Below are 25,414 nucleotides of genomic sequence, written 5' to 3' on the forward strand. Positions count from 1 at the left end.
GAGAATAACAAATGACAAATGACTAATGACTAATGACCAATGACCAATGACAAATATATATGATTCCTATTAGTGATAACATTCGTTGTCGAAACAAACCAATTATTAATTACTGGTTGATTGCTATTAACCTGGCTGTATTTTTATGGGAACTTCAACTAGAGTTTAGCGGTCAATTAGGCTATTTTGTCAATACTTGGGGTATGATTCCAGCACAGATTAGTGGAGCAATTACCAATGCTCTCTTTTTCAACTCTGCTGCTTGGATAGTTGTTATTTGGCGGCTATTTACCCTATTGTTTGGAATATTTCTGCACGGCAGTTTTAGTCAAATATTAGGAAATTTACTATTTTTGTGGGTTTTTGGGAAAACTGTAGAAAATCTTCTAGGACACAGACGCTATCTAAGATTTTATCTAGCTACTGGGATAGCGACAGGTGTAATACAAATTCTGCTTGAACCGAGTTTGCCAGTTCCATTGATTGGGGCAAATGGTGCGATCGCAGCTATATTAGGAGCATACATTATGAAGTTTCCTAAAGCTAAAATTGACACCATTTTGCCGTTAATAATATTGTATATTCCTATCGAAATACCAGCTTTTTTCTATATATTTTGGTGGTTTTTACAACAGTTATTTTATGGTATAGGTAGCTTAAATATTCCTCCTGTTGGCGTAAATCAATCGGGTGTTGTTTTTTGGGGGCAGGTAGTGGCATTATTAATTGGTGCAGCTTTCATGCAATTAAAAAGATAAACTTTATTTAAGTATTTAGATATTTTTTTAGGATAAGCACTATTGACTGATATAGCAAGGGACGAGGGACACAACGACTGCGCGGTAGTTGAATCTCGACTCACTTCGACGCCGCTCAGTGCAAGTCGCTCGATTACCGCGTAGCGGTGCACTGAGCGTAGTCGAAGTGTCGAAACTCAGTGCATCGCTGGGGGCTGAGTGACAAGTCTTTTTGTGTCTAAGTTTCATCAACAGATGATGTCCTAACCACCAAGGCTTGTGCTATACCGAAAACCTCAATTTTTATATTTGTGGCAGTGCTTACCCGACATTTATTGAAACTCATATATGCCTTTTGGCTGAAATTACGAAGATATTTTTGCTTAATAATGCATATAGTTAATAGACAAAATGATTGCTGTGGTCAAATTTTTAATTTGAAAGTGTTTATACACCTTTTGATAGATTGCATTCCTTACTTGAAAAATTCATAGATTAAACTAGAGCATACCGACTATGCAAGTCGGTGTTATTAAGTATAAGCGGTGTACAAGATGCCAAATGTTGATAAAATTAACTTTCAACTCGCTGATGAATTAGCAGTTTTGCGTCAGCGTGTTGCTGAATTAGAGCAATCAGAGATATCTTATCAGCAAAGGCAAGCAGCGCTTGAAGAAGAATTAATAGAACTCAAAAGCAAGCTGCCAGTAGAAGTAGAAAATCCTCATATTCCAGTTGTTGAGTTGCATATTGAAAAGGATACATCCACAGCTATCAATATACCAAAAGATGTGGGAGTCATTTTACAGCAACTTCAACAAGAAATTGCAAAGCGAGAGCAAGTAGAAGTAGTCCTCAGAGATAGTGAAGAACGGCTGAGACTAGCTCTAGATGTTTCCCAAATGGGTTTGTGGGATTGGAATATTGTTACCAATCAAGTTATTTGGTCGGAAAATTATGAAGTACTTTTTGGTTTACTTCCAAGTAGTTTTGATGGGCCTTATGAGACATTTGAAAAGTGTGTTTATCCAGAAGACAGGCAATCTGTAACGCAAGCGATCGCCTACGCTTTGGCACATAAAACTAACTACAATGATGAATTTCGTATAGTTCGCTCAGACCAAAGTATCCATTGGATTTCTGCCAAGGGAAAATTTATCTACGATCAACAAGGGCAAGCAGTGCGAATGATCGGCGTTTGTATGGAAACTACTGTGTGTAAGCAGGCAGAAGAAAGCACTCGCGAACTAACAACCCAAGTCCAAGAACAAGCAAATATTTTAAATGCCATCCTTACCGCCTCCGTCGATCATATTTACATCTTTAATCGCCAAGGTCGCTATCAGTATGTTAGTCGTGATGGAGCAACAATATTAGGTTTAAAGCCCCAAGAAATTGTCGGAAAAACCTTGCCAGAACTTGATTTACCCGCAGACCTAATAACGCAAGTAGATAATCAACGACAAGCTGTGATGAAAACCGGGCAACCAATTAAGGATGAGTGTAAATATGTTACTGCTAATGGAGTGCATTATTATGAATATATCCTCACAGCATTACGCGATGTTAACCAAACTATTGAAGGTGTAATCGCTGTTTCTCGTGATATTACCGAACACAAACGAGCAGAAAAATCATTACGTGAAAGTGAAGCACGATTTCGGCGTTTGTTTGAATCTAACTTGATTGGGGTCGCTTTTTGGACTGTAGATGGTTTGATTATTGATGCCAATGATGCCTTTCTTGAACTAGCTGGCCACACTCGTAATGATGCCACTTTAGGTAAAATTAATTGGCAAGAACTGACTCCTGTTGAATATAAAGATTTAGACGATCGCGCCCTTTTGGAGGTGCAAACCACTGGAGTTTCCCAAATTTATGAGAAAGAGTACATCCACCGCAACGGGAAGCGAGTACCAATTGTTTTGGGGAAAGCTTTGCTAAATGATTCTCAAGAACATGGCGTTGCTTTTGTACTGGATATTACCAATCGCAAATTGGCAGAAAAAGAATGCGATCGCCTACTCTCCCGCGAAAGAACAGCACGTAAACAAGCAGAAATTGCCAACAAAATTAAAGATGAATTTTTAGCGGTTCTCTCCCATGAACTGCGAACCCCACTCAACCCCGTCCTGGGATGGTCGAAAATGCTGCGGACTCGCAAGTTTGATGAAAAAACTACTAACCACGCCTTGGAAACCATTGAACGCAACGCCAAGTTACAAACCCAGCTAATTGAAGATTTGTTGGATGTGTCTCGCATCCTCCAAGGAAAATTAAACTTAGATATCTGTCCAGTCAGCTTGGTAATGGTAGTTGAAGCAGCACTAGAAACGGTACGACTAGCAGCACAAGCCAAGTCAATTGAAATTCAAACCATATTTGATCCCAGTTTGGGACAAGTTATGGGCGACCGAAATCGGCTTCAACAAGTTATGTGGAACTTGCTCTCCAATGCAGTAAAATTTACACCAACTGGAGGACGGGTAGAAATTCGACTCATGGAAGCTGCTAATCAGGTTCAAATTCAGGTCAGCGATACAGGTAAAGGAATTATCCCAGACTTTTTGCCTTATGTGTTCGATTACTTTCGCCAAGCTGATAGTACAACTACACGCACATTTGGCGGACTAGGTTTAGGATTAGCGATTGTGCGTAGAATTGTAGAAATGCATGGAGGAAAAGTTCAAGCCGAAAGTCCTGGAGAAAAAGCGGGGGCCACTTTCATCGTTGAACTACCGCTTTTGGTTAAAAATGAAGATGTTTACCATCAACAAAATGAGTCTTCGCCTTGCGATCCTGAATCCTCGCTTCTTTCGGACACTCAAGTTTTGGTGGTAGACGATGAACCAGATATCCGTGATTTAGTTACCTTTATTTTACAAGACTACGGCGTACAAGTAACCGCCGTATCATCAGCACAGGAAGCATTACAGGCACTGTCTGAGTCAATACCAGATGTTTTAATTAGCGACATTGGAATGCCAAAGACAGACGGTTATATGCTGATGCGTGAAGTGCGATCGCGATCGCCCCAACAAGGAGGAAGCGTACCCGCGATCGCACTGACAGCTTATGCTGGAGAAATGAATCAGCAGCAAGCACTAGCAGCAGGATTTCAAATGCATATCTCCAAACCAGTAGATCCAGATGTATTGGTAAAAGCGATCGCTGATTTGATTGAGCAAAGTTGATCCTAGATAAGCGTCCGTCGGCTATCCATCACTTTAGTGTTGTGCGAAGTCTCCTGCTTTCCTGCTAAACTCAGAAATTATGGCATCTGTTGAGCAGATCATGAAAGAAGCCTTAACTTTGCCCAGTGCAGCGAGAGCATTGTTGGCAGAAAAGCTGGTTGAAAGTCTTGAATTTGATGTAGACGAAACACTCCAAACACTGTGGACAGATGAAGCCAAGAAGCGTAGAGATGAAGTTCGTAGCGGTGCAGTTTCACCCATTCCTGGAGAGGAAGCGTTAGCTAGAGTAAGACAACTTTTGGAGTAATGAAATACTTCTTTCATCCAGCAGCGTTGAGTGAATACGGTGAAGCAGTCAAGTTTTACGCAGAGCGCCGGATTGAATTAGCACAAGCATTTATTAATGCGGTTGAGGATGCAATTTTCCGAATTATCCAGTCACCGACTCGCTGGCCTGTTATTGACGAAGACATTCGTCGATGTCTAACGCGCAAATTTCCCTTTGCAAATTAAAACAATCGCATTGTCAGTCGATGCAATGGCATTGTCAGTCGATGCAATCGCATTGTCAGTCGATGCAATGGCATTGTCAGTCGATGCAATCGCATTGTCAGTCGATGTAATCGCATTGTCAGTCGATGCAATGGCATTGTTAGCCGATGCAATGGCATTGTTAGCCGATGTAATGGCATTGTCAGTCAAAACAATAATTTGCTGGTACTACTTTTTTCTACGGCGACGGACTGTATAGGAGTGTGAGCTACCCCCACCTCCAGAAACGAGTGAGTCGCAGGCTGTCCCATTACCATCTTTATCCAGTTGTGGATTAGATGGCAGGGCTTTTTGCGCCTCCTCTTGAGTGGCAAAGCTGTCGCACTTGCTACCTGTTGGAATGTTTGTGGTAACTTGTGGCTGATCTTGCACCTCAGCCGTCTCATCAGCATTGGAAAACGTCAGGCAAGACACGGATTCATCTTTATACTCAACACACACATCTTTTCCTGATTCCGGTGCAATAGTGTAATCTCTCCACATGACTTTTTCAAACCCTGATTCAGCTTGCAACTCTTGTACTAATGGGTCGCTGTCACCGTTTGCGCCAGTGACAACGGAAACCGATTCAGGTTTGATTAAATCGGTTTTGATGTACTGACAGGTCGTGTACAGTGCGATACTGGCTCCGTTAATTGGAAGATAAGCATCTGTGTTACACACGCTAGGGTCAAAAGCGACGAATGTAGGTGTTTCTGTGGGTGTTGGAGTTGGTGTTACCTCTTGTTTTAGCGTAGAAATTGGTGATGGCTTTAACTCCTGTTTTGCTACATCTGCGGCTGGTAATTTTACTTCTTGAGCAGGCGCTAGTTTTACTTCAGTTTTCAGTTTTGTCGCTGGTGCGATTACCACTGCTGGCTCTGACTTTGGAGCAAAGACGATCATTCCAACAAAGGAAAGCACAAATGCAGAAAGATAAACTTCAGAGCTTTTACGCCGAGTGCATTTTCCTCTAGGAAGTACCAGTTTTGGGCTAATCAACCCAACTCCAAAGGCAATAAGCGAAGTGATGTTAATTAGGCAAAGCAAGCCGAACATAGGATGACATCTCACTCATAATTGATGATCTGTCATAACAAATACTTCGAAGTCTCTGTGTGATTTCAAACATGGAGATATGGTGAAAAGTCAGTGTTTTTTCTCACCTTTATTTTAGTAAGGTAATCAAAAAACGCGATCGGCCAGGAACACTACTAACGGTACTAGTTATCCCTTTGAGAATCGCTATAAGATTAGTAAAAGGGTCTTCTACGTTTGGATAGAAATGACTGAGCAACGTGATGCTGACTCACCGCCAATTGATTCTCAGCAATTGAGTGAACCGACCGATAAAGCAACTACCAAGTCGGTCGATAATTCCTGGACAAACCGCATCGCTGGTGTCTGGAACAAAGCAACAACACATTTAACGCAAATCCTACCCGTAGAACAAGTGGCACAGACGGTTGTGGAATGGTTTAATGTGAGTGAAACTCAAGTTGCAGAGATTTTAGAGAAAATCCGAGCCGAACTGCCAACTACAGAAGCCCTTTTAATTGGTAAACCTCAAGCCGGAAAAAGTTCAGTTGTGCGGGGATTGACGGGAGTTTCTGCCGAAATTGTCGGTCAGGGATTTCGCCCACACACCCAACACACCGAGCGCTATGCCTATCCTTCTAATGACCTGCCGTTACTGATTTTTACTGATACAGTCGGGCTGGGTGATGTTAAACAAGATACTCAAACAATTATTCAGGAGTTAGTTGGCGATTTACAACAGGAAACTCGTTCCGCCAGAATCCTGCTTTTGACGGTTAAAATCAATGACTTTGCAACTGATACGCTACGACAAATTGCTCAACAGTTGCGCCAGAAGTATCCAGACATTCCCTGTCTGCTGGTAGTTACCTGCTTGCACGAAGTTTATCCTGCCGATACCGTCGATCATCCCGCTTATCCGCCAGATTATCAAGAAGTCAACCGCGCATTTGCCGCAATGCAACAAGCCTTCGCAGGAATAAGCGATCGCTCTGTACTCATTGACTTTACCTTAGAAGAAGATGGCTACACTCCAGTATTTTACGGCTTAGAAGCACTGCGAGATTCCTTAGCAGAACTACTCCCACAAGCAGAAGCCCAGGCGATTTATCAGCTTTTAGATCGAGAAGAAGTTGGCAAGCAAATAGGCAACCTTTACCGAGATGCTGCCCGCCGTTATATTTTGCCATTTGCGATTATGTCTGCCACCCTTGCTGCTGTGCCTTTGCCATTTGCGACAATGCCCGTACTCACTGCCTTGCAAGTCTCAATGGTGGGTCTGTTGGGTAAATTATATGGGCAGACAGTTACACCATCTCAGGCGGGAGGTGTTGTGAGTGCGATCGCAGGTGGTTTTTTAGCACAAGCTATTGCACGAGAACTAATTAAATTTATACCAGGTTTTGGGAGTGCGATCGCTGCCTCTTGGGCAGCTGCTTATACCTGGGCACTAGGGGAAGCAGCCTGCGTTTACTTTGGTGATTTAATGGGAGGTAAAAAACCCGATCCCCAGAAAATTCAGTTGGTGATGCAAGAAGCATTTCAAGCCGCACAAGAACGGTTTAAAGGAATTAAACATTAAGACTCAAAAATCCGTTTCTCAAAACAAACACTAACTGGATTTCCCACATAGCGCCCATAGGCTGCTATCGGTTGATAACCCGCAGATTCATACAGCAGAATTCAGCAGTAAAACACGCTTTATATCTAGGTAACAGACGCGAGCTTGTGTACCTTACTTTCCTTGAAATTTGCTGTATAATCAACGCGATCGCAATCTTGGCTCAATACTCAAGCCTGTCTAATACCAATTAGCAATTAGCAATTAGCGCAGAATGATAGTCAATATAGAAAGTCAAATTCCTGTTATGACGTTTTGGCTTTTGGGGGAAAACTTTTCGATTTACTGAAATGATGCAGAAATTGAAGTTCAGATGCGGTGAGGTCGCGCCATTGACCCAATTGTAGGTTATCTAATTGTAAGTGAGCTATGCTGACCCTGACCAATCGCAAAGTCGGAAACCCTACAGCCGCAGTCATGCGCCGTACTTGGCGGTTTTTTCCCTCAGTCAAAGTCATTTCCAGCCAAGCTGTCGGTACATTTTTGCGAAATCGAATCGGCGGGATGCGTTCAGGTAACTGTGGTTCTTCTAGTAAGAGCCTAACTTCTGCTGGTTGAGTGCGGTAATCTTGAATTTCTACACCTGTTTGCAACCTTTTGATTGCATCAGCATCTGGAATTCGCTCTACCTGTACCCAGTAAGTACGTTTATGACCAAAACGCGGATGAGCGAGGCGATGTTGCAATTGTCCATCGTTCGTTAACAGCAGCAATCCTTCACTATCCCAGTCTAAGCGTCCCACAGGATACACATCAGGCACATCAATATAATCTTTTAGGGTGCTATGTGTGGGGGCGTCTTTTGTAAACTGGCTGAGAACGCCATAAGGTTTGTAAAAAATAATATATCGGTGATGATTGGGCATTGGGAACTTGTATTGAGCAAACGCGAGTGCGTCTCCAAGAGTTGCCGTTGGCACAGCCTCTCCAAGAGTTGTATTGGACATCAGAAAGAAGGGTTTCAACTGAAGGTAAAACCCATAATAAATATTTATAACAACAGATGTGGTTCACTGTTGTAATTTACCAATTTATACAACTTTTTCCCAACTTAGTTGTTACTAATTTATATAAAAAAACCATTTTTGTTGGTATAAAAATAATAACTTTACACTTACTTGTGTCTATATTAATATAGCTAACAAAAGGCTGTGGTTCTTTTAAAACAAAAACTTGAGATGTCTTCTAGTCGCTGCCATAGCCTTAGAAAAAATGTACTCTTAACAACATAAAAAAATAAAATATTTCATGACTTCTAGTCAATTGCTCTTCCTGATTGCAATTTTTTTTCTAACAAGTATCATAAGTGTCATCACAGGAAGTACTTCTTTAATTACCGTTCCTGTAATGTTGCAATTGAGTATTGAACCGCGTATTGCTCTTGCCACTAATATGTTGGCATTAACCTTTATGAGTGTTGGTGGCACATTACCTTTTATTGGTAAAAAAGCAATTGACCGCAGTCGCTTGCCAATCATGATTGCCCTAACACTTTTAGGCTCAATTATCGGTGCATTACTTGTTTTAGTTGTACCTTCAAAATCGATGCCTCTAATTATCTCGATTTTGATGATTGTGGTTGTCGTGTTTTCAATCACTAATCGGAATGCTGGAATCGTTTCAAGAATAGGGAAACCATCACCAATAGAAGAAATTGGTGGATATGTGGCAACTTTTGTGCTTGGTGTTTATGGTGGTTTCTTTAGTGGTGGCTATGTCACTATGCTCACAGCAGCTTATGTCAGCCTATTTCGGATGACATTTGTTCAGGCGATCGCAAACACAAAATTTATCAACATTTTTTCTTCGCTGATTGCCACCATTATTTTCTTTACACAGGGAATAGTTGATTACAAACTAGGTATTATTCTGAGTATTACTATGTTCATTGGTGGAATTGTTGGATCGCGGGTTGCCCTCAGACTCAGCAACCTCTGGTTACGGCGTATATTTCTCAGTACAGTAATTGCTCTTGCATTCAAGACATTATTTGATTTTGTTGCATATTCACCAAAAATCTAAATACTTAACAAGCTGTTCATAGAGACAACTGCTATTGGCCATCCTGCTTTAGTGGTTCTTGCTGTAAGCCTCTGCCTCTGAAAGTTTTTATGCTAATTCCATAGCAAGTTGCTTGATTGCCAAAACTACTGATTGCGATGCCTACGGTGGGCTGCGCCTACGCAAATAATACTTGAAATTGAAACCATTTTTAATTGTTCACAAAACTGATAAAATCTCCATATTCTTTGTAAAAAATGTGGAGTTTTTTGGTGTTTGTAACTAGATTCAGGGAATCATCCGGTATTATAAATAGAATATAACTGTATTCCCATCAGTTATCTGTAGATTTAGTGGAGAAAATAGAATGAGTTTGTGGCAACGCCCACTGAAAAGATTACAAGCGATTGCTGAACATAGAACCTATCGGTTCAGACTAAATTCGCTCAAAGGCTTTGTATCACTCTTTTTGGTAGGGACTGTATTGAGTGTGGCGCTTGCCGCCTGCTCCGGTGGAGGAACTGGGAATACTTCTTCCTCTGAAACCCCTAATGCTAGTGCTACTCCTGTAGCTGCAAGCAAAGATAATGTTGAATTAACTCTAGTTTCCTTTGCTGTCACCAAAGCCGCTCACGAAGCAATTATTCCTAAGTTTGTAGAACAGTGGAAGAAAGATCATAATCAAACTGTCGTCTTCAAGCAAAGCTATGGCGGTTCTGGTTCCCAAACTCGCGCCGTTATTGATGGTTTGGAAGCAGATGTTGTTCACTTGGCGCTAGCTGGAGACACTTCAAAAATTGAAAAAGCTGGATTGATTCAGCCAGGATGGGAGAAAGAAGTTCCTAACAATGGTATTGTCTCCAAATCAGTTGCAGCATTAGTCACCCGTCCAGGAAATCCTAAAGGTATCAATACTTGGCAAGATTTATCTAAAGACGGGATCAAACTAATCACTGCCGATCCTAAAACATCAGGAGTTGCTCGTTGGAATTTCTTAGCTCTTTGGAATTCAGTGATTAAAACTGGTGGAGATGATACCAAAGCGACTGAATTTGTGACTAAAGTCTACAAAAACGTACCTTTGTTGACAAAAGATGCCCGTGAAGCTACTGATGCATTTTTCAAACAAGGTCAAGGTGATGCCTTGATTAACTATGAAAATGAGATCATCTTGGCAGAACAAAAGGGTGAAAAGTTGACTGCGATTATCCCTGATGTCAATATCTCCATCGATAATCCCATCGCAGTGGTAGATAAAAATGTTGATAAGCACGGTACGCGTGAAGTTGCCGAAGGTTTTGTCAAATATCTATATACTCCAGAGGCTCAACAGGAGTTTGCAAAACTAGGATTCCGACCAGTGGATGATACTTTGACCTTAAGTAAAGAAGTTGCAGACAAATTTCCCAAGGTGAAAACTTTAGGTACAGTTGCAGACTTCGGTGGTTGGGATGGAATCAATAAAAAGTTCTTCGCAGATGGAGCTATTTTTGACCAAATTCAAGCCAAGAAAAAGTAATTAATCAACATAATTTGTAATTCGTAATTGAAGGAGAGATTAACTAAGCTGAAAAACACCTAAATTGCATAATCAGATTAAATAAAACTCTTGTGGGGTGGGCTGAAAAGCCCGCCATAGTTATGCAATTCAAATGTGGTACAGCTTAATTTGCTTACGGCACTCTGCGCGAACTGTTGTGGAGTAATAATTACGAATTACGAAAACTGACAAAAAACTTTTTTTGAATTTTGAATACTTCGACAAGCTCAGTACAAGTTTTGAATTTTGAATTCGGAGCGAAGCAACGTGACGACTGTATCTCCGTCTGTGGAAGTTGAACGCAAAACACCGTTCTGGAAGAAATTGGGGCGGGTTCCTTGGACTTGGCGAATCACCATAGGATACCTGACAGTGATGTTGTTTATCCCCATAGTTGCCATGTTCCTGAAAGCGGGTACAGAACCTCCATCTAGGTTTTGGGCGATCGCAACCAGTGATATCGCATTAGCAACATACAACGTAACTTTTTTTACAGCTATATTTGCAGCCTTACTCAATGGCGTATTTGGAACTTTGATTGCTTGGGTTTTGGTTCGTTACGACTTTCCTTTAAAGCGCTTGATTGATGCCACAGTAGATTTACCCTTTGCACTACCAACTTCTGTAGCAGGGCTAACTCTGGCAACAGTTTACAGCAATAATGGCTGGCTCGGTTCGCTACTAGCACCACTGGGAATTAAGGTGTCTTTTACCCGCACGGGAGTAGCGGTAGCAATGATATTTATCTCACTACCTTTTATTGTGAGAACTGTGCAACCCGTACTTCAAGAAATGGAACATGAAATTGAAGAAGCTGCCTGGTGTCTGGGTGCTTCTCAATGGCAGACCTTCTGGAAAGTGATTTTGCCACCTTTATTTCCCACGATTTTAACTGGTGTTGCCTTGGGTTTCTCCCGTGCAGTTGGAGAGTATGGTTCGACTGTAATTATCTCTTCTAATACGCCCTTCCAAGATTTAATCGCACCTGTGCTGATTTTCCAACGGTTAGAGCAGTATGACTATTCTGGTGCAACAGTTATTGGCATAGTTTTACTATCAATTTCGCTGGTACTGTTATTGGCAATTAATTTCTTACAAGGATGGGCAAGGCGATATGACAGTAGATAAGCCAAGTTTTCACTCATCTGCATCTGAAACACATACCGCCAAGCCGAAAGAGCAGAATAGTTGGGTGCCAATAGTTTTAATTGGGATAGCGATCGCCTATTTAGCCTTAGTTCAATACATCCCGGCAATTAACGTTTTTGTCCAAGCCTTCAGCAAAGGAACTGGGCCGTTTCTATCCAACCTGACGCGACCAGCTTTTCTCCATGCAGCTTGGTTAACACTGTTATTAGCTGTGATTTCTCTACCTTTAAATACAGTGTTTGGGCTATGTGCAGCTTGGGCGATCGCTCGTCATAAATTTCCTGGACGCGCCGTAGTTTTGAGCATTATTGACCTGCCCTTTTCGATTTCGCCCGTAGTTGCAGGATTAATGATTGTGTTACTTTACGGACGCAATGGGTGGTTTGGCCCTTGGCTCCAAGCCCATGATATCAAGATTATCTTTGCCTTTCCAGGTATGGTACTGGCTACAGCCTTCGTAAGTATGCCCTTTGTAGCGCGGGAAGTAATTCCTGTTTTAGAAGAGTTTGGTAAGGATCAAGAAGAAGCTGCTAGAACTTTAGGAGCAAAAGATTGGCAGATATTTTTGCGCGTCACTCTACCTAGTATCCGTTGGGGCTTACTCTACGGTTTAATTTTGACCAATGCTAGAGCAATGGGTGAATTCGGAGCGGTTTCAGTCGTATCTGGCAACATTGCTGACCAAACCCAGAGCCTACCACTATTTGTAGAAGATGCTTACAAACAATACGAAACCGAAGCGGCTTTCTCTGCGGCTGTATTGTTAGCGTTGTTAGCAGTAGTAACCTTGGTGCTGAAGGAAATTCTGGAACGGAAAACCCGTATTAAAGATGTTGATTAAAGATGTTGAATAGAAAAATCAAGAGATTATAGTTATCCTTTGAATAGGATACAAGCAAATCATGGGATATGGTACGATCTACTTAGTACCTATCAGGAAATTACCATTAGGGTAAAGGGTAGTTCTGTACCAATCTCGATTGGGGATTGAAATAATTCAGATATGGCTACTGACAATACACTTACCAATAAACGGATTCGACTCAGAATTCCCAAAGATTATCACCAGGAACCTGTCATTTCTCGCCTGGTGTCTGACTATGGACTGACTGTAAATATCACAGCAGCGATTTTGGGAGCCAATGCTGTCGGTGATGGTTGGTTTGACCTTGAACTACAAGGAACAGATGCACAAATTCAAAGCGGATTAACCTATCTTCGCAACTTGGAATTGGAAGTCTGGGATGATACTAAAGCAAGCGATTGGTAAGAGTAAGAAACTGCTCGCTAATTCCTACCCATATCTAAACTAAACTTACTCTTTGCCCACTTCTTTAATCAATTTATCAATAAAATCTTTAAACCGTTCTTTCCAGTTAGGGACGGTTTTTAATTTTTTCTATTTTCAAACATCATTTTATATAACAAGGGACTGGGGACAAGGGACACAACGACTGCGCGGTAGTTGAATCTCGACTTCGCTCGATTACCGCCAAGCGATGCACTCATCATGTACTCTCTTCCCCCATATACTCCTCAACTTAACCCCACTGAGTGTATTTGGCCATTACTTAGAGAACGATTAGCCAATAAAGTGTTTGATACCCTTGATTCTTTAGAGACCATCTTGATTCAACGATGTCAGTGGTTGATGAACAATCCAACCATCGTTAAAGGAGAAGTCGGATTTTCCTGGTTATGTTCCATATAACGAAAAGTAACAATACTATCTTTGGCAACTTCGTATTACACACTTTTACAGGTTTATAAATTGCCTTTACGACCAAAAAACTAAATCACCTCCCGGCATTTTTCCAATAAAAGAGCTAATTGTTATACGCTCTCCAATGCCTGGTAAGACTTCATGAAAATTACGGCTGTTGAAGATAACTAAATCTCCTGTGAGTGGAATATTATGCTTTACTTCTGAGTTAGCTACTAACGAATAATCGTAGCCATAGGAACCAGGAATTTTATATTTTTCATCTTCAGGCTGCCACTGGCGGTTGTAGACTTTGCAGATACCACCTTGGCTAGGAGCTTTAATATATACATTCCACACTAGTTGAGAAGTAATATTTCCTATTGTCCAATTTGGAGCATCTAACCGTGCAAAGTCTAAGTGTAACAAGGCAATATTGATCTGACGTATCAACCCCGCAAAATAATGTCCACACACTTCATTTTCATATGCAATTTGTACTTGACTTGATACATTCTGGCGCAAAATTGTTGCTAACCGTTTTAGCGGATCGAAAGATAAGTAAGTTACGTTATTATAATTTTCAGTAGCTTTTCTAACTGCATCAAAATATCCTGATTTATCCCTATTTATATATTCAAATTGAGTAATGCCAATTCTGCCAATAGGTGGTTCTACATTTTTATAAAAATCAAATCCAACTTTTTCAATTCCTAATGCTAATTTCTGGCATTCTTCAATTGAAGCAAATTGAGAAATCCGAATTGATGGAATTTCATTTCTTAGTAATGCCTGAAAATTTTCAGGGTTCATTTCGCAGTCATTTAAGGTTTGCCATTGAGTTGTCTTTAACATGAAAGTTTCTCCTTTATCTCTTGTGATTAAGTTCTATGAAGATAATAAACAATAAAATTTCTTAATAAAAAAGCTTTATTAAAAAGTGGTTTTGGCAAACAATGTTTGATTTAAATTTTTAAAAACTGTGTGTTAATTACAGTCAAAAATAATAAAGTATCGTGAAATATTTAACTGCATATATTCATCTTTTGAAAGAAACTAACTATTTAATTGTTTAATAAAATGTGATTTAGGTTTAAAACATGTGGGCTTACCTAATTCAATATTTTGAAATCTAAATGTTGTTTGCGTAACTTGTAACTGTTGATATAAACTTTATTGCTTTTTAAAACATATTGCCTAGTTGTTGAGTGCGGCTCAAAGCAGTAAATACTGCATTAGAAATTACAGTTCGCAACCCACCTTTTTCTAACTCGTAAAGGCCAGCAGCAGTTACTCCCCCAGGACTCGTTACCTTGTTGCGTAAGATGGCTGGATGTTCATTAGTCTGAAACATTAGTTCTACACTGCCAGCAATTGTATGTAATGTTAATTCTTGAGCTTGTGTGCGAGTTAAACCCATCTAGACTCCAGCATCAATCATCGCTTCGATGTACAAAAATATAAATCCAGTCCCAGCGCTACTCAACGCCGTTGCCATATCAAGGTAATGTTCATTTTGAGTAGCAAGCTCCTTACCTAAAGCTTGTAAAATTACTTGTGTCTGCGATCGCTGTATCTCTGTCACACTTGATGATGCGCTCCATACTGTAGTTCCATGACCTACTTGTACTGCAATATTCGGCATTGTACGGACAACAGCAGCATGATTTAACCCTTGGCACAGAGATGCAATACTTACTCCACCCACAATACTAATTACTAAAGCTTCAGGTGAAATTTTATCCTTCAGCATAGCCATAACAGATCCTAAAACCTGCGGCTTCACTGCCAATATCACAATCGATGCACCTTTTACCGCTTCTATATTGCTGGTTGTGGTACGGATTCCATATTCCTGTTCCAAATGCAGGCATCGCGCATCAAGTGGATCGCTGACAATAATTAGATCGAGTTTTGGAACAATTTTCGTCGATAATAATCTAGTTATTATCATTTCGCCCATCGTCCCACCACCGATAAAGGCAATTTCTAAATCTCCAAGCATATCTTCTCCCTATTACACAAATCAATCTATTATTGTTATCAAGATAGATTGGGAACAATCACAGCCTTTAATACAGAGCCTTTTTCTACATCTGCTAGAGCTTGATTAATTTCTTGTAGTGTGTATGAACGACTAATTAGACTTTCCGTAAGTTTTGCACTGTAACTGGTTGTAATGGTGCATTCATCACAGCTGCTAGGGGCATGAATCATTACCTCACTGTATTTTATAGTTATTAGTAAGTAGTAATTAATAAACAGTGATGTATTACTCCTTAAGTTAGAGTTCACTACCATAGGGCTTGATAACTATTTACTATTTACTGATTACTGTTAACTGTTAACTGATTACTGTTTTAAGACCAGAAAATAATTTCACCGTTAGGAAGTAAGCCAATCATGGAAGTGAAACCTACACGTTGTCCTTGCATTGGCTCAACATAGTGAAAGTTGCTGGTATTGAAAAGCAAGACATCACCCACATAAGGTTGGAAAGCAACCGTGTCTACATTGGCAATGACTGTATCGCTATATCCGTAGGAATCGAGTTTATATTGCTCATCTTCTGGTACCCAACGGCGATCGTAAATGCAGGTTTGACCATGATTTTTGTCAGACAATTTCAAGTATAAAGTCCAAGAAAGTTGAGTGGTAATTGTGCAAACTTCCCATCCAGATTGCTCCAATGGGGCAAAATCAATATGTATTTGCGTACCATTCTCAATTTTTCTGATCAACCCTGCATAATAGCTTCCGTAGTCTGCTTCAGAAGCTATTCGCACTTTTGCACCACACTCACGAAATTTCTCCATGATGCGTTCCAATGGATTGAAAGAAGCTGCAAAAATTGAATCTCTTAATTTAGATGCTCTTTCTACTTCTTGAAAATAATTTGCTTTACTAATGCTGTTGTATTCAAACACTGTGATGCCAACTTTTTCAATTTTAGGAGTAACATCTTCATAAGTGTTAAAGTTAAGCAATTGAGATTGAGAATATAACATCTCACACTCTTCAACAGTAGCAAAGTCTTTAATCCGAATCAGCGGAATGCGGTGTTCAATCAGCTTTTTTAAAGATTCTGTATTTAAGGAATACTCTTGTTTTTCTTCCCACAGAGTTGATTGAATTTGATTAGATACAGTAGTCATAATACAGTTCCTTTCGTTTAAATAAATTGCAATTACGACCTTTTTAATTGTACTTCAAAACCATTAATACTATTTGGATTTTTATTATTTTTTTATCACACTTTTATATCTAAATAAAAATCAATCTTATAGAATCCGATTAACCTTTAAATTACGATCCATTTCAGTACATGGGGGTCTTTGTTATAGCGGTAAGTAAAGCCATCTCTAGCTGCAATAGTCTCTCCTTTGCTTGCTTTACTCCTAATAGTCTTAATAGCATAAAAAGTTAATTCACTCATTTCTTTATGAGAAAGTCCTTCATTTATAGTTTTTTGTGATAAAGTGTCAGATTGTTTTTGTAATTTATTATTAGATGTTGTTAGTGTATCTTTATGAAAATTTTGATTAGTTATTTTCTGATTGCGATAATCCTGCACGCTCAAAAGTTGCCAACTAGAATCAGATGTAAGTTCCAAAACCCATTGATGATAATCAAATAGGCTTTCCCGGTGTCCTACACTGATAAATGTTGTTTTCATTACTTGTAATTGTTGATATAAACTTGATTCATTTTTGAAATCTAAAGCACTTGTTGCTTCATCTAATATTGTGAATCGAGGATGAGTCACTAATAGGCGTGCGAATGCAAGGCGTTGTTGTTCTCCCAATGACAATATATTCTCCCAAGGAACTTCTGTATCAAAGCCATCAATTCGACTTAATAAGTTTTGTAGATTGACTTGTTGCAAAACTTCTCTCAGTTCTCTATCAGTCATCTGACGATTAGTTTTAGGATATAGTAACTGTTCGCGCAGAGTTCCTAAGATGATGTAAGGACGTTGAGGTAAAAATAAAACTTCTTCTAGGGAAGGTCGCACCAAACGACCAGTTCCCGCATTCCACAAACCAGCGATCGCTCTCAACATAGAACTTTTACCTCGACCACTCGGCCCGACAATTAATAAACCTTCTCCCGGTTGAACAGACAATGACAAGTCTTCGACGATTACCTCCTCATAGTTAGGTGTTTGTAAGGTGACATTCTCAAAAGCGAAATGATTTTCTTCTATTGTTTTAATAGTACTCACATTCTGTGGTTCTTCAATCACTGCTTCTAACGCATCTGAAAACTCAGATAAACGCTTAATGTAACTAGAAAATCGCCCAGAAGTACCAAATTCACTGATTAATGTTTCCAGAGCAAGAGCAAACTGATAGCTAGCTGTAATAGCTTGTGCAAGTTGTCCAAAATCAATTTCGCTCTTGATATATAAAGGTGCAAGTACCAAGAGCACGAAAAGTTCGATAGCAGACCGATAACCTCTGTTATAAATCTCTTGAGTTCTCTCCCAATTAATCTTGTGTTTAGTATTTTTTATAAAATTACTAAATCTACGTTGAATTATATTTAGTTCCTGTTTTTCTCCCCTAAAAAAAGCTATCGACTCAGCATGATTGCGAACATGAGTTAGAGCGTAATTATAATCGGCTTTAGATTCGAGTTCTTTTTGATTAATTTTAATCAATCCTTGATTTAAGTAAACAGCAATTAAGTTAGCTATAATTGTATACACAAAGAGGGCAACAGCTATCTGTTGTGAAATTGACCAGACAACTATTAAAAAAGTTGTCATTTCCAGTACTTTTTCTAGCAAAGTAGCTGAAAAGCTCAGGAAATTACTGGCAATTGGTTCAATTTCTTGGGATAAACGTTGATCTGGGTTATCAATATCAGCTTTAAAATTAATTTTGTAATAAGCACGATTGTTAAAATATTTATCTACAATATGATTATTAAGCCATTGATACCAATCAAGAGCAATTTGCTTTCTAACAAATCTAGAAAATCCTAAAGTAAAGGTTATTAAAACAAGTCCAGCAGCATAAATGGATATAGTCTGAATAAATTTAGAATAATCTTTTTCTTGTATAATGAAATCGACCAAATAACGATAAATAAAAGTGTTAAAAGCAGTTATACCAACAAGCGTGATTATTAGTAATATTAGGAGAATAAGCATTCCCCACGCACGAATTACGTCTGAAAATGCTCTTTCTCCTGGCTTTGTTGGATACCAGTAAGGACCAGTAACCGCTTTTATATCTTCCCAGAATTGAGTAAAATCTGAAAAAGCATTTCTTGAAGGCTGAGCTTGAACAACTTGCGTTACCATATTTTAGAAATAAACTGAAAATCTTTGAGAATGAGTTTAGCGTAGAATTATTTTTGGGACTCGCATCTTGATGATTGTTGACGGTTAACGGTTAACGGTACGCGCATTGCCGTCCTAAAAGGACGGGGTTTCTACCCAATATTTGTTGACAGCTAACAGTTAACAGTCAACTGTCAACTGTCAGCACTTAAATATTTTTCTTCGCTTGTTCGATGCAATCTCTCAAGCGATCGGCTAAAACTTGAACGTGAGGTGGAATCATCATCGTAATATGGTTGCCAGGGACAAACTGAACATTCACTGGTTCGCTAGACAAGGTGTTCCATCCCCAAGCGACATCATGGAAAATCCCTGGCTCAGATTCATTGACAGGCTCTTTTATATTAGACTCGCTGGCTCGTAACAGAGCCAGTGGAACCGGATGTACTTGTTGTGGTACATACTCAAAGAAGGCTTTGACATCAACTTTGAAAGCGTGCATTAACTGCTTCAAAGATGTGGTATCTGCATCAAGAGGCAAAATTTCAAGCATTTTCAAGTATTCTAAAACATATTTAAGTTGCTCATCTAGGTCTGATAGTGGAAATGCATCAGTATCCATATCCATGTCTTTTGCATACATAGTTTTCATGGTGTCAGCAATCTTAATCAGCCATGTAGCATCATCCCATTCCATCTGCGGTTCCTGAGGATCCGGCGCTGTGGTATCAAGAATAGCAACTAAAGCGATCGCCTGACCCTGACGCAGCAATTGCTGTGCCATTTCATACGCAACTCTACCGCCAGAAGAATGTCCTGCCAAAAAATATGGCCCTTGTGGCTGCACAGCCTGTAATGCTTGAATATATTCACTAGCCATGTCCTCAACAGGTGCTATTTCTCTACCTAAATGATTTGCTTGGAAACTATAAAATGGTTGGTCACAACCGAGACAACGGGATAAGTTATACAAGTAAAAAGCATGACTCCCAGAACCCGGTAGACAAAACAAAAGTGGGTTTGAACCTTTTGGCTGAAGTTCTACCAGAGGAGACCAGCTAAAGACACCAGCATCTTTTTGCAACACCTCTGCCAACTCTTCAATCGTTGGATGTTGGTATACCGTGACTAAGGGGATATCTTTACTAAACTGCTGCTTAATCTGAGCTATTAAGTAGGGAACTAAAAGGGAATGACCACCCAAGTCAAAAAAGTTATCTTTTACTCCCACATTCTCAAGCTTGAGGATTTTTGACCAAATATGGGTCAGTTGTAGTTCTATGGTATTTCGGGGTTGAACAAATGTGTCTAAGTTATTGATATTAGAAGGTGCTTTTAATGCGCGGCGGTCTACTTTGCCGTTAGGAGTAAGTGGCATTTCCTCCAATATCACAAAAGCATTTGGCACCATGTAATCAGGTAGCTTTACTTTTAAGAAGTTGCGTAATTCATAGATTTTAGGTTTGCAATGCTGATGCGGAAGTACATAGGCAACTAAGCGTTTATTACCAGGAGTATCTTCACGCACAATGACACAACATGATTTGATATCGTCATATTGACCTAGTACAGCTTCAATTTCGCCCAACTCAATGCGGAAACCCCGAATTTTAACTTGATTGTCAATACGTCCTAAAGATTCAAGCTTACCGTCAGCTAAATAACGTGCTAAGTCCCCAGTTTTATAGAGGCGAGAATTAGGGTCACTGCTAAAGGGGTTAGAGATGAATTTCTCTTGTGTTAATTCAGGACGGTTCAAGTAACCTTGGGCTAAAAGCACACCTGCAATGTACACTTCTCCTGTGACACCAATCGGTACAGGCTGTAAATATTTATCTAGGACGTAAATTTGCGTGTTAGAAATCGGTCGTCCAATGGGAGGCAGTAGCGGCCAAGTTTGGACTGAATCAGGCAAAGTAAAATTGGTAGCTAAATGGCTTTCGGATGGCCCATACTGATTGTGCAATGTACAATCAGTTAGTTTACCCAACCAATCATAAATCGCTGGGGTAATTCGCAACTGATCCCCAGAAGTAATAATTTCTCGCAAATGAGTATTGACTAATTCATTACTAATAGCGAATTCCGCAAGTTGCTGTAAGCCGACAACAGGGAGAAACATTCTCTGAATTTGTTTCTCTTGCAGAAAACCTAACAATGCTAAAGCATCACGACGTAACTCCTCTGTGATTAAGAACAATGTACCGCCAGAACACCAGGTAGTGAAGATTTCCTGGAATGAAACATCAAAGCTAATCGAAGCAAATTGTAGAGTTTTTGCGTCACGAGAAATTTTGAGATTGTCCCGATGCCACAAAATATGATTGCAAAGAGCAAGCTGACTCATAGCTATACCCTTTGGTTTGCCTGTGGAACCAGAAGTGTAAATTATATAAACTAAGTTATTGGGTTGTACGCCAGAAATTACGTTGTCCTGGCTGTACTGAGAAATTGCTTCAGCGTCAGTATCTAAGCAAACCTTGTACTGAGCGCAGCCGAAGTGAAGTTTTGCTTGATTTAGGGGCAGCCTGTCAATCAGTCGCTGTTGAGTCAGTAAAACTTTAACTTGAGTATCTTCTAAAATAAAACTCAAGCGATCGCTCGGATACTCACTATCAAGTGGAACATAAGCTGCACCTGCTTTGAGAATTCCCAACACTCCGACGATCATCTCTAAAGAACGCTCGACACACAACCCAACTAAGGTATCTGGTTTTACACCGACTGACTGCAAGTAATGTGCTAAAGAGTTAGCACGACAGTTTAATTGGGAGTAAGTGAGTTGTTGATTTTGAAACTCCACGGCTACCGCATCGGGTGTCAGTTCCACTTGCTCCTCAAATAACTGATGGATGGATTTATGTAGGGGATAATCTACAAAAGTATCGTTCCACTCCACTAATAACTGCTGTTGTTCAACTTCTGTTAGCAGGGGCAGTTGAGAAATTCGTTGTTCTGGGTTAGCAATAATACCTTCTAACAAGATGACAAAGTGACTTGTCATTCGCTCTATGGTAGAGACATCAAACAAGTCTGTATTGTACTCCCACAACCCTACTAACCCAGTGTCAGTATTCTGCACAATCAAGGTTAAATCAAACCTGGAGGTTTTACCTTTCATTGAGAATGGACTGACACTTAGCCCACTCAGTTCTAATCCAGATGTGGGGGCATTCTGGAGGACGAACATGACTTGAAACAGTGGTGAATAACTCAGATCCCGTTCTGGCTGCAATGCTTCTACCAGCATTTCAAAAGGTAAATGCTGATGAGAGTATGCCTGCATTGTCATGTCACGAACGCGACTCAGCAATTCGTTAAAGGTGGGATTGCCTGCTAAGTCAGCCCGCATGACTAGGGTATTGACAAAAAAGCCAATTAATCCTTCTATCTCGGAGCGATCGCGGTTAGCAATTGGAGTCCCTACCAATATGTCTTCTGTACCCGTGTAGCGGGAAAGTAGGGTATCAAATGCCGCCAACAACGTCATAAACAGAGTACAACCTTGCTCTTGGCTAAGTTTTGCCAGCTTACTAGTTAGTTCACCAGAAAGTACAAACTCTTGATGTGTCCCATTGTAAGTTTGCTGGGCTGGTCTGGGTCGGTCTGTGGGTAGTGATAATAAGGCTGGTGCATCTTGAAGTTGTTGTTGCCAGTAAGAGAGTTGGCTTTGTAGTACATCTCCTTGCAACCACTGTCTCTGCCATAAAGCGAAATCTGCGTACTGAATTGGCAATGGTGTTAAATGTGACGGCTGACCTATTGAATAAGCATTGTAAAGTGTTACCAATTCATAAACAAACACACCTGCTGACCAGCCATCAGAGACAATGTGGTGCATACACACTAATAAGATGTTTTCTGTCTGGGACAAGACTACTAATGTGGCTCTGACTAATGCTCCCTTTGCCAAGTCAAACGGTTGAATTGCTTGTTGCTGTGCTAATCGCTGTGTAGCTATTTCTTGTTCGCTAGTTGATAAATGCTTTAAGTCAACAACTGATAATGTCCAATTTGTTTGTGTTTGAATGACTTGAGTTGGTCTTCCATCAACTGTAGTGAAATTAGTGCGTAAAGCTTCGTGGCGATGAATAATTTCACTTAAGCTTTGTTCTAAGGCGGCAACTTGCACAGTCCCTGACAAACGCAACCCGATAGGTACGTTGTAAAAGGAACTGTTTGGCTCTAATTGGTCTAAGAACCATAAACGCTGTTGTGCATAAGACAGTGGTAAGTCTGCATTTTCTGCTCTTTTTAATATCGGTGGTGCAAATACTTCTAGGTTTTCTTGCTGTAACTGACCAATTACTCGGGCCAATTCGGCTACTGTGGCAGCAGTAAATAACTCACGCAATGGTAGTTCTATTTTGAAAATGTTGCGGATACGCGAAACTAGTTGAGTTGCGAGTAGCGAGTGTCCGCCAAGTTCAAAGAAGTTATCATGAACGCCTACAAGCTCTACTTTCAGCACTTGCGCCCAAATTTGTGTCAACAGTTCTTCTGTAGGTGTCCGTGGGGCGACATACTTTTCTAAAAGTGTACCGTCTAAATCTGGTTTTGGTAAGGCGCGGCGGTCTACTTTGCCACTAGGAGCTAGAGGTAAGGACTCCAAAATGGCGATCGCACTAGGAACCATGTATTCTGGTAGCTGGTGCTTGAGAAATTCACGTAGTTGATGGGTTGTCAGTGACTTATCAGTAGCAGCTAAATATGCTACTAAACGTTTATCACCTGGAATATCTTCTCTAGCAATGACTACAGCTTGTTGTATTTGTGGGTGCGTGTTGAGGACTGTCTCAATTTCTCCCAACTCAATGCGGAAGCCGCGAATCTTCACTTGGTTATCGATGCGACCAAGGTATTCAATTGTCCCATCTGGTAAATAACGTGCTAAATCACTAGTTTTATAAAGGCGGGAATGTGGTTCATCGCTAAAAGGGTTAGGGATGAATTTTTCTTTTGTCAACTCAGGACGGTTGAGGTAGCCTCTTGCTAATCCAGCACCGCCAATGTGCAGTTCTCCTGGTACACTAATCGGAACTGGTTGCAGATATTCATCTAAAATATAAACCTGCGTGTTAGCGATCGCGCGACCGATAGGAACAACCGAGAGATGAATATCCGGCTTGCAAGTCCAGAAAGTTGCATCAATACAAGCTTCCGTCGGCCCATAGAGATTGTGCAAGTTAACTTTGAGATTACTTAAGACTTTCTGTTGCAAAGCCAATGGTAAAGTCTCACCACCGCAGAAGATGTGTTTCAGGGAGTCACAAGTTTCCAGTCCGCTTTGTTCTAACAGTATTTGTAACAATGATGGTACAAATTGAACAGTAGTTACCTGCTGTTCGGCAATTAACTCCTTGAGGTAAGCAGTGTCAGCATGACCTCCTGGTTGAGCTAATAGCAACTGTCCGCCTACTAACAAAGGAGCGTAGAATTCCCAAACTGAGGCATCAAAGCTAAAGGGAGTTTTCTGTAGCACTTTGTCTGCTTGAGTCAGGGGGAATGTTGCTTGCATCCAGAACATATGGTTGCAAAGGTTGCGGTGAGAAACCATCACTCCTTTAGGCTTTCCGGTAGAACCAGAGGTATAAATCACATAAGCCAAGTTACTATCTTGCACAGTGGCGATGGCGTTCCGCCCACCTTCGGTGATACCTACGGTAAGCTGCGCTAACGCATTATCCTGACTTAACTGAGAAATAACTTGCCAGTTAGTATCTAAACATACAACCTGTGCTTGATGCTGAGGCAACTTTTCCAGCAGTTGCTGTTGTGTCAGCAGCACTGGAACTTGAGCATCTTCCAGCATAAAGCTCAAGCGTTCTTGAGGATAGTTTGGATCGAGTGGTACATAAGCACCACCTGCTTTGAGAATACCTAACAGTCCTACGACCATTTCTAATGAACGCTCAACGCAAATCCCCACTAGCACATCTGGTTTTACGCCTAAAGACTGTAAGTAATGAGCCAACTGGTTAGCACGGCAATTCAACTGCTGGTAAGTCAGTTGTTCATTTTCAAACGCCACTGCTACTGCATCCGGAGTACGCTCTACCTGCTCTTCAAACAACTGATGGACACATTTATTTAGTGGATACTCTACTGCTGTCTGGTTCCACTCTACTAATAACTGATGCTGTTCAACTTCTGTAAGCATTGGCAATTGGGAAATCTGCTCCTCTGGGTTAGTAACAATACCTTCCAGCAAGGTCACAAAATGCCCACTCATCCGCTCAATTGTGTTGGTATCAAATAAATCAGTGTTATATTCCCACACGCCCATTAGTCCACTAGGAGTGTTCTGCATTGCTAAAGTTAAATCAAACTTGGTAGTTGTGCTTTGGGCACTCAATGAACTGATAGTTAAGCCAGAAAGCTCTACTCCAGACATGGGCGTGTTCTGAAGTACAAACATTACCTGGAACAGTGGTGTATGGCTGAGGTCGCGTTCTGGCTGCAATGCTTCTACCAACATTTCAAAAGGCAAATCTTGATGAGTGTATGCTCCGAAAGCGACTTCTCGAACACGAGTCAACAACTGCCTAAAGGTGGGATTGCCTGATAAGTCGGTACGCATGACTAAGGTATTGACAAAAAAGCCAATCAAC

Annotated in this window: 19 protein-coding genes and 1 pseudogene; 12 read left to right on the forward strand and 8 right to left on the reverse strand. The window is 40.5% G+C overall.

Going from position 1 to position 25,414, the window contains the following annotated elements:
* Positions 1 to 59: 59 nt before the first annotated feature.
* From RMX98_RS29705 to RMX98_RS29725, 5 genes are all read left to right on the forward strand, one after another.
* Complete coding sequence (locus RMX98_RS29705; protein WP_322676618.1) at positions 60 to 758, forward strand: rhomboid family intramembrane serine protease; 699 nt, start codon at positions 60 to 62, stop codon at positions 756 to 758.
* A 533-nt stretch (positions 759 to 1,291) separates the two neighbouring features.
* Entirely contained in the window at positions 1,292 to 3,931 is a 2,640-nt protein-coding gene (locus tag RMX98_RS29710; protein WP_322676619.1) for a PAS domain S-box protein, read from the forward strand.
* A gap of 79 nt (positions 3,932 to 4,010) precedes the next feature.
* Positions 4,011 to 4,238 (forward strand): addiction module protein, encoded by a 228-nt coding sequence (locus RMX98_RS29715; RefSeq protein ID WP_094347640.1) that lies wholly within the window; start codon positions 4,011 to 4,013, stop codon positions 4,236 to 4,238.
* Positions 4,238 to 4,444 (forward strand): hypothetical protein, encoded by a 207-nt coding sequence (locus RMX98_RS29720; protein WP_322676620.1) that lies wholly within the window; start codon positions 4,238 to 4,240, stop codon positions 4,442 to 4,444. Before RMX98_RS29715 ends, RMX98_RS29720 begins: the two co-directional genes overlap by 1 nt.
* The gene (locus RMX98_RS29725) at positions 4,434 to 4,682 is read left to right on the forward strand and encodes a hypothetical protein (protein ID WP_322676621.1); all 249 of its coding nucleotides are present in this window, start codon (positions 4,434 to 4,436) and stop codon (positions 4,680 to 4,682) included. Before RMX98_RS29720 ends, RMX98_RS29725 begins: the two co-directional genes overlap by 11 nt.
* Here RMX98_RS29725 and RMX98_RS29730 read toward each other — a convergent pair.
* Positions 4,652 to 5,521, reverse strand: coding sequence for a hypothetical protein (locus RMX98_RS29730; protein WP_322676622.1), 870 nt, complete (start codon positions 5,519 to 5,521; stop codon positions 4,652 to 4,654). The two genes, RMX98_RS29725 and RMX98_RS29730, sit on opposite strands and share 31 nt — an antisense overlap.
* A gap of 226 nt (positions 5,522 to 5,747) precedes the next feature.
* On the opposite strand from RMX98_RS29730, the gene RMX98_RS29735 reads away from it, so the two are divergent.
* Complete coding sequence (locus RMX98_RS29735; protein ID WP_322676623.1) at positions 5,748 to 7,082, forward strand: 50S ribosome-binding GTPase; 1,335 nt, start codon at positions 5,748 to 5,750, stop codon at positions 7,080 to 7,082.
* Between the two features lie 284 nt (positions 7,083 to 7,366).
* Here the strand turns inward: RMX98_RS29735 and RMX98_RS29740 are convergent, their stop codons facing one another.
* Positions 7,367 to 7,987 (reverse strand): rRNA large subunit pseudouridine synthase E, encoded by a 621-nt coding sequence (locus RMX98_RS29740; protein WP_322676634.1) that lies wholly within the window; start codon positions 7,985 to 7,987, stop codon positions 7,367 to 7,369.
* A 382-nt stretch (positions 7,988 to 8,369) separates the two neighbouring features.
* On the opposite strand from RMX98_RS29740, the gene RMX98_RS29745 reads away from it, so the two are divergent.
* The 6 genes and pseudogenes from RMX98_RS29745 to RMX98_RS29770 all read left to right on the forward strand — a co-directional run.
* Positions 8,370 to 9,143 (forward strand): sulfite exporter TauE/SafE family protein, encoded by a 774-nt coding sequence (locus tag RMX98_RS29745; RefSeq protein WP_322676624.1) that lies wholly within the window; start codon positions 8,370 to 8,372, stop codon positions 9,141 to 9,143.
* 346 nt (positions 9,144 to 9,489) lie between these two features.
* Positions 9,490 to 10,641, forward strand: coding sequence for a sulfate ABC transporter substrate-binding protein (locus tag RMX98_RS29750; RefSeq protein WP_322676625.1), 1,152 nt, complete (start codon positions 9,490 to 9,492; stop codon positions 10,639 to 10,641).
* Between the two features lie 288 nt (positions 10,642 to 10,929).
* Positions 10,930 to 11,790: a sulfate ABC transporter permease subunit CysT gene (cysT, locus tag RMX98_RS29755; protein ID WP_409881757.1), complete on the forward strand. Its 861-nt coding sequence runs from the start codon at positions 10,930 to 10,932 to the stop codon at positions 11,788 to 11,790.
* Entirely contained in the window at positions 11,777 to 12,652 is an 876-nt protein-coding gene (cysW, locus tag RMX98_RS29760; protein ID WP_322676626.1) for a sulfate ABC transporter permease subunit CysW, read from the forward strand. Before cysT ends, cysW begins: the two co-directional genes overlap by 14 nt.
* Before the next feature lie 162 nt (positions 12,653 to 12,814).
* Complete coding sequence (locus tag RMX98_RS29765; RefSeq protein ID WP_322676627.1) at positions 12,815 to 13,081, forward strand: NIL domain-containing protein; 267 nt, start codon at positions 12,815 to 12,817, stop codon at positions 13,079 to 13,081.
* A gap of 234 nt (positions 13,082 to 13,315) precedes the next feature.
* Positions 13,316 to 13,522, forward strand: a pseudogene (locus RMX98_RS29770) (IS630 family transposase); the annotation flags it as partial.
* Positions 13,523 to 13,588: 66 nt separating this feature from the next.
* Here RMX98_RS29770 and RMX98_RS29775 read toward each other — a convergent pair.
* The 6 genes from RMX98_RS29775 to RMX98_RS29800 all read right to left on the reverse strand — a co-directional run.
* On the reverse strand, positions 13,589 to 14,368 hold the full coding sequence (locus RMX98_RS29775) for a hypothetical protein (RefSeq protein ID WP_322676628.1): 780 nt from the start codon (positions 14,366 to 14,368) through the stop codon (positions 13,589 to 13,591).
* A 328-nt stretch (positions 14,369 to 14,696) separates the two neighbouring features.
* Entirely contained in the window at positions 14,697 to 14,933 is a 237-nt protein-coding gene (locus RMX98_RS29780; RefSeq protein ID WP_322676629.1) for a pyrroline-5-carboxylate reductase family protein, read from the reverse strand.
* A complete protein-coding gene (locus RMX98_RS29785; RefSeq protein ID WP_322676630.1) occupies positions 14,934 to 15,518 on the reverse strand; it encodes a pyrroline-5-carboxylate reductase family protein in 585 nt (194 codons plus the stop codon).
* 355 nt (positions 15,519 to 15,873) lie between these two features.
* Positions 15,874 to 16,668 carry a hypothetical protein gene (locus tag RMX98_RS29790; RefSeq protein ID WP_322676631.1) on the reverse strand — a complete coding sequence of 265 codons (795 nt, stop codon included), beginning with the start codon at positions 16,666 to 16,668 and terminating at the stop codon, positions 15,874 to 15,876.
* Positions 16,669 to 16,814: 146 nt separating this feature from the next.
* Positions 16,815 to 18,824 carry an ABC transporter ATP-binding protein/permease gene (locus tag RMX98_RS29795; protein ID WP_322676632.1) on the reverse strand — a complete coding sequence of 670 codons (2,010 nt, stop codon included), beginning with the start codon at positions 18,822 to 18,824 and terminating at the stop codon, positions 16,815 to 16,817.
* Between the two features lie 187 nt (positions 18,825 to 19,011).
* Positions 19,012 to 25,414 (reverse strand): non-ribosomal peptide synthetase (locus tag RMX98_RS29800; RefSeq protein ID WP_322676633.1); only part of this gene is annotated, 6,403 nt, incomplete at its 5' end.

It is taken from the genome of Nostoc sp. DedQUE02 (assembly GCF_034531035.1).
Lineage (GTDB): Bacteria > Cyanobacteriota > Cyanobacteriia > Cyanobacteriales > Nostocaceae > Nostoc.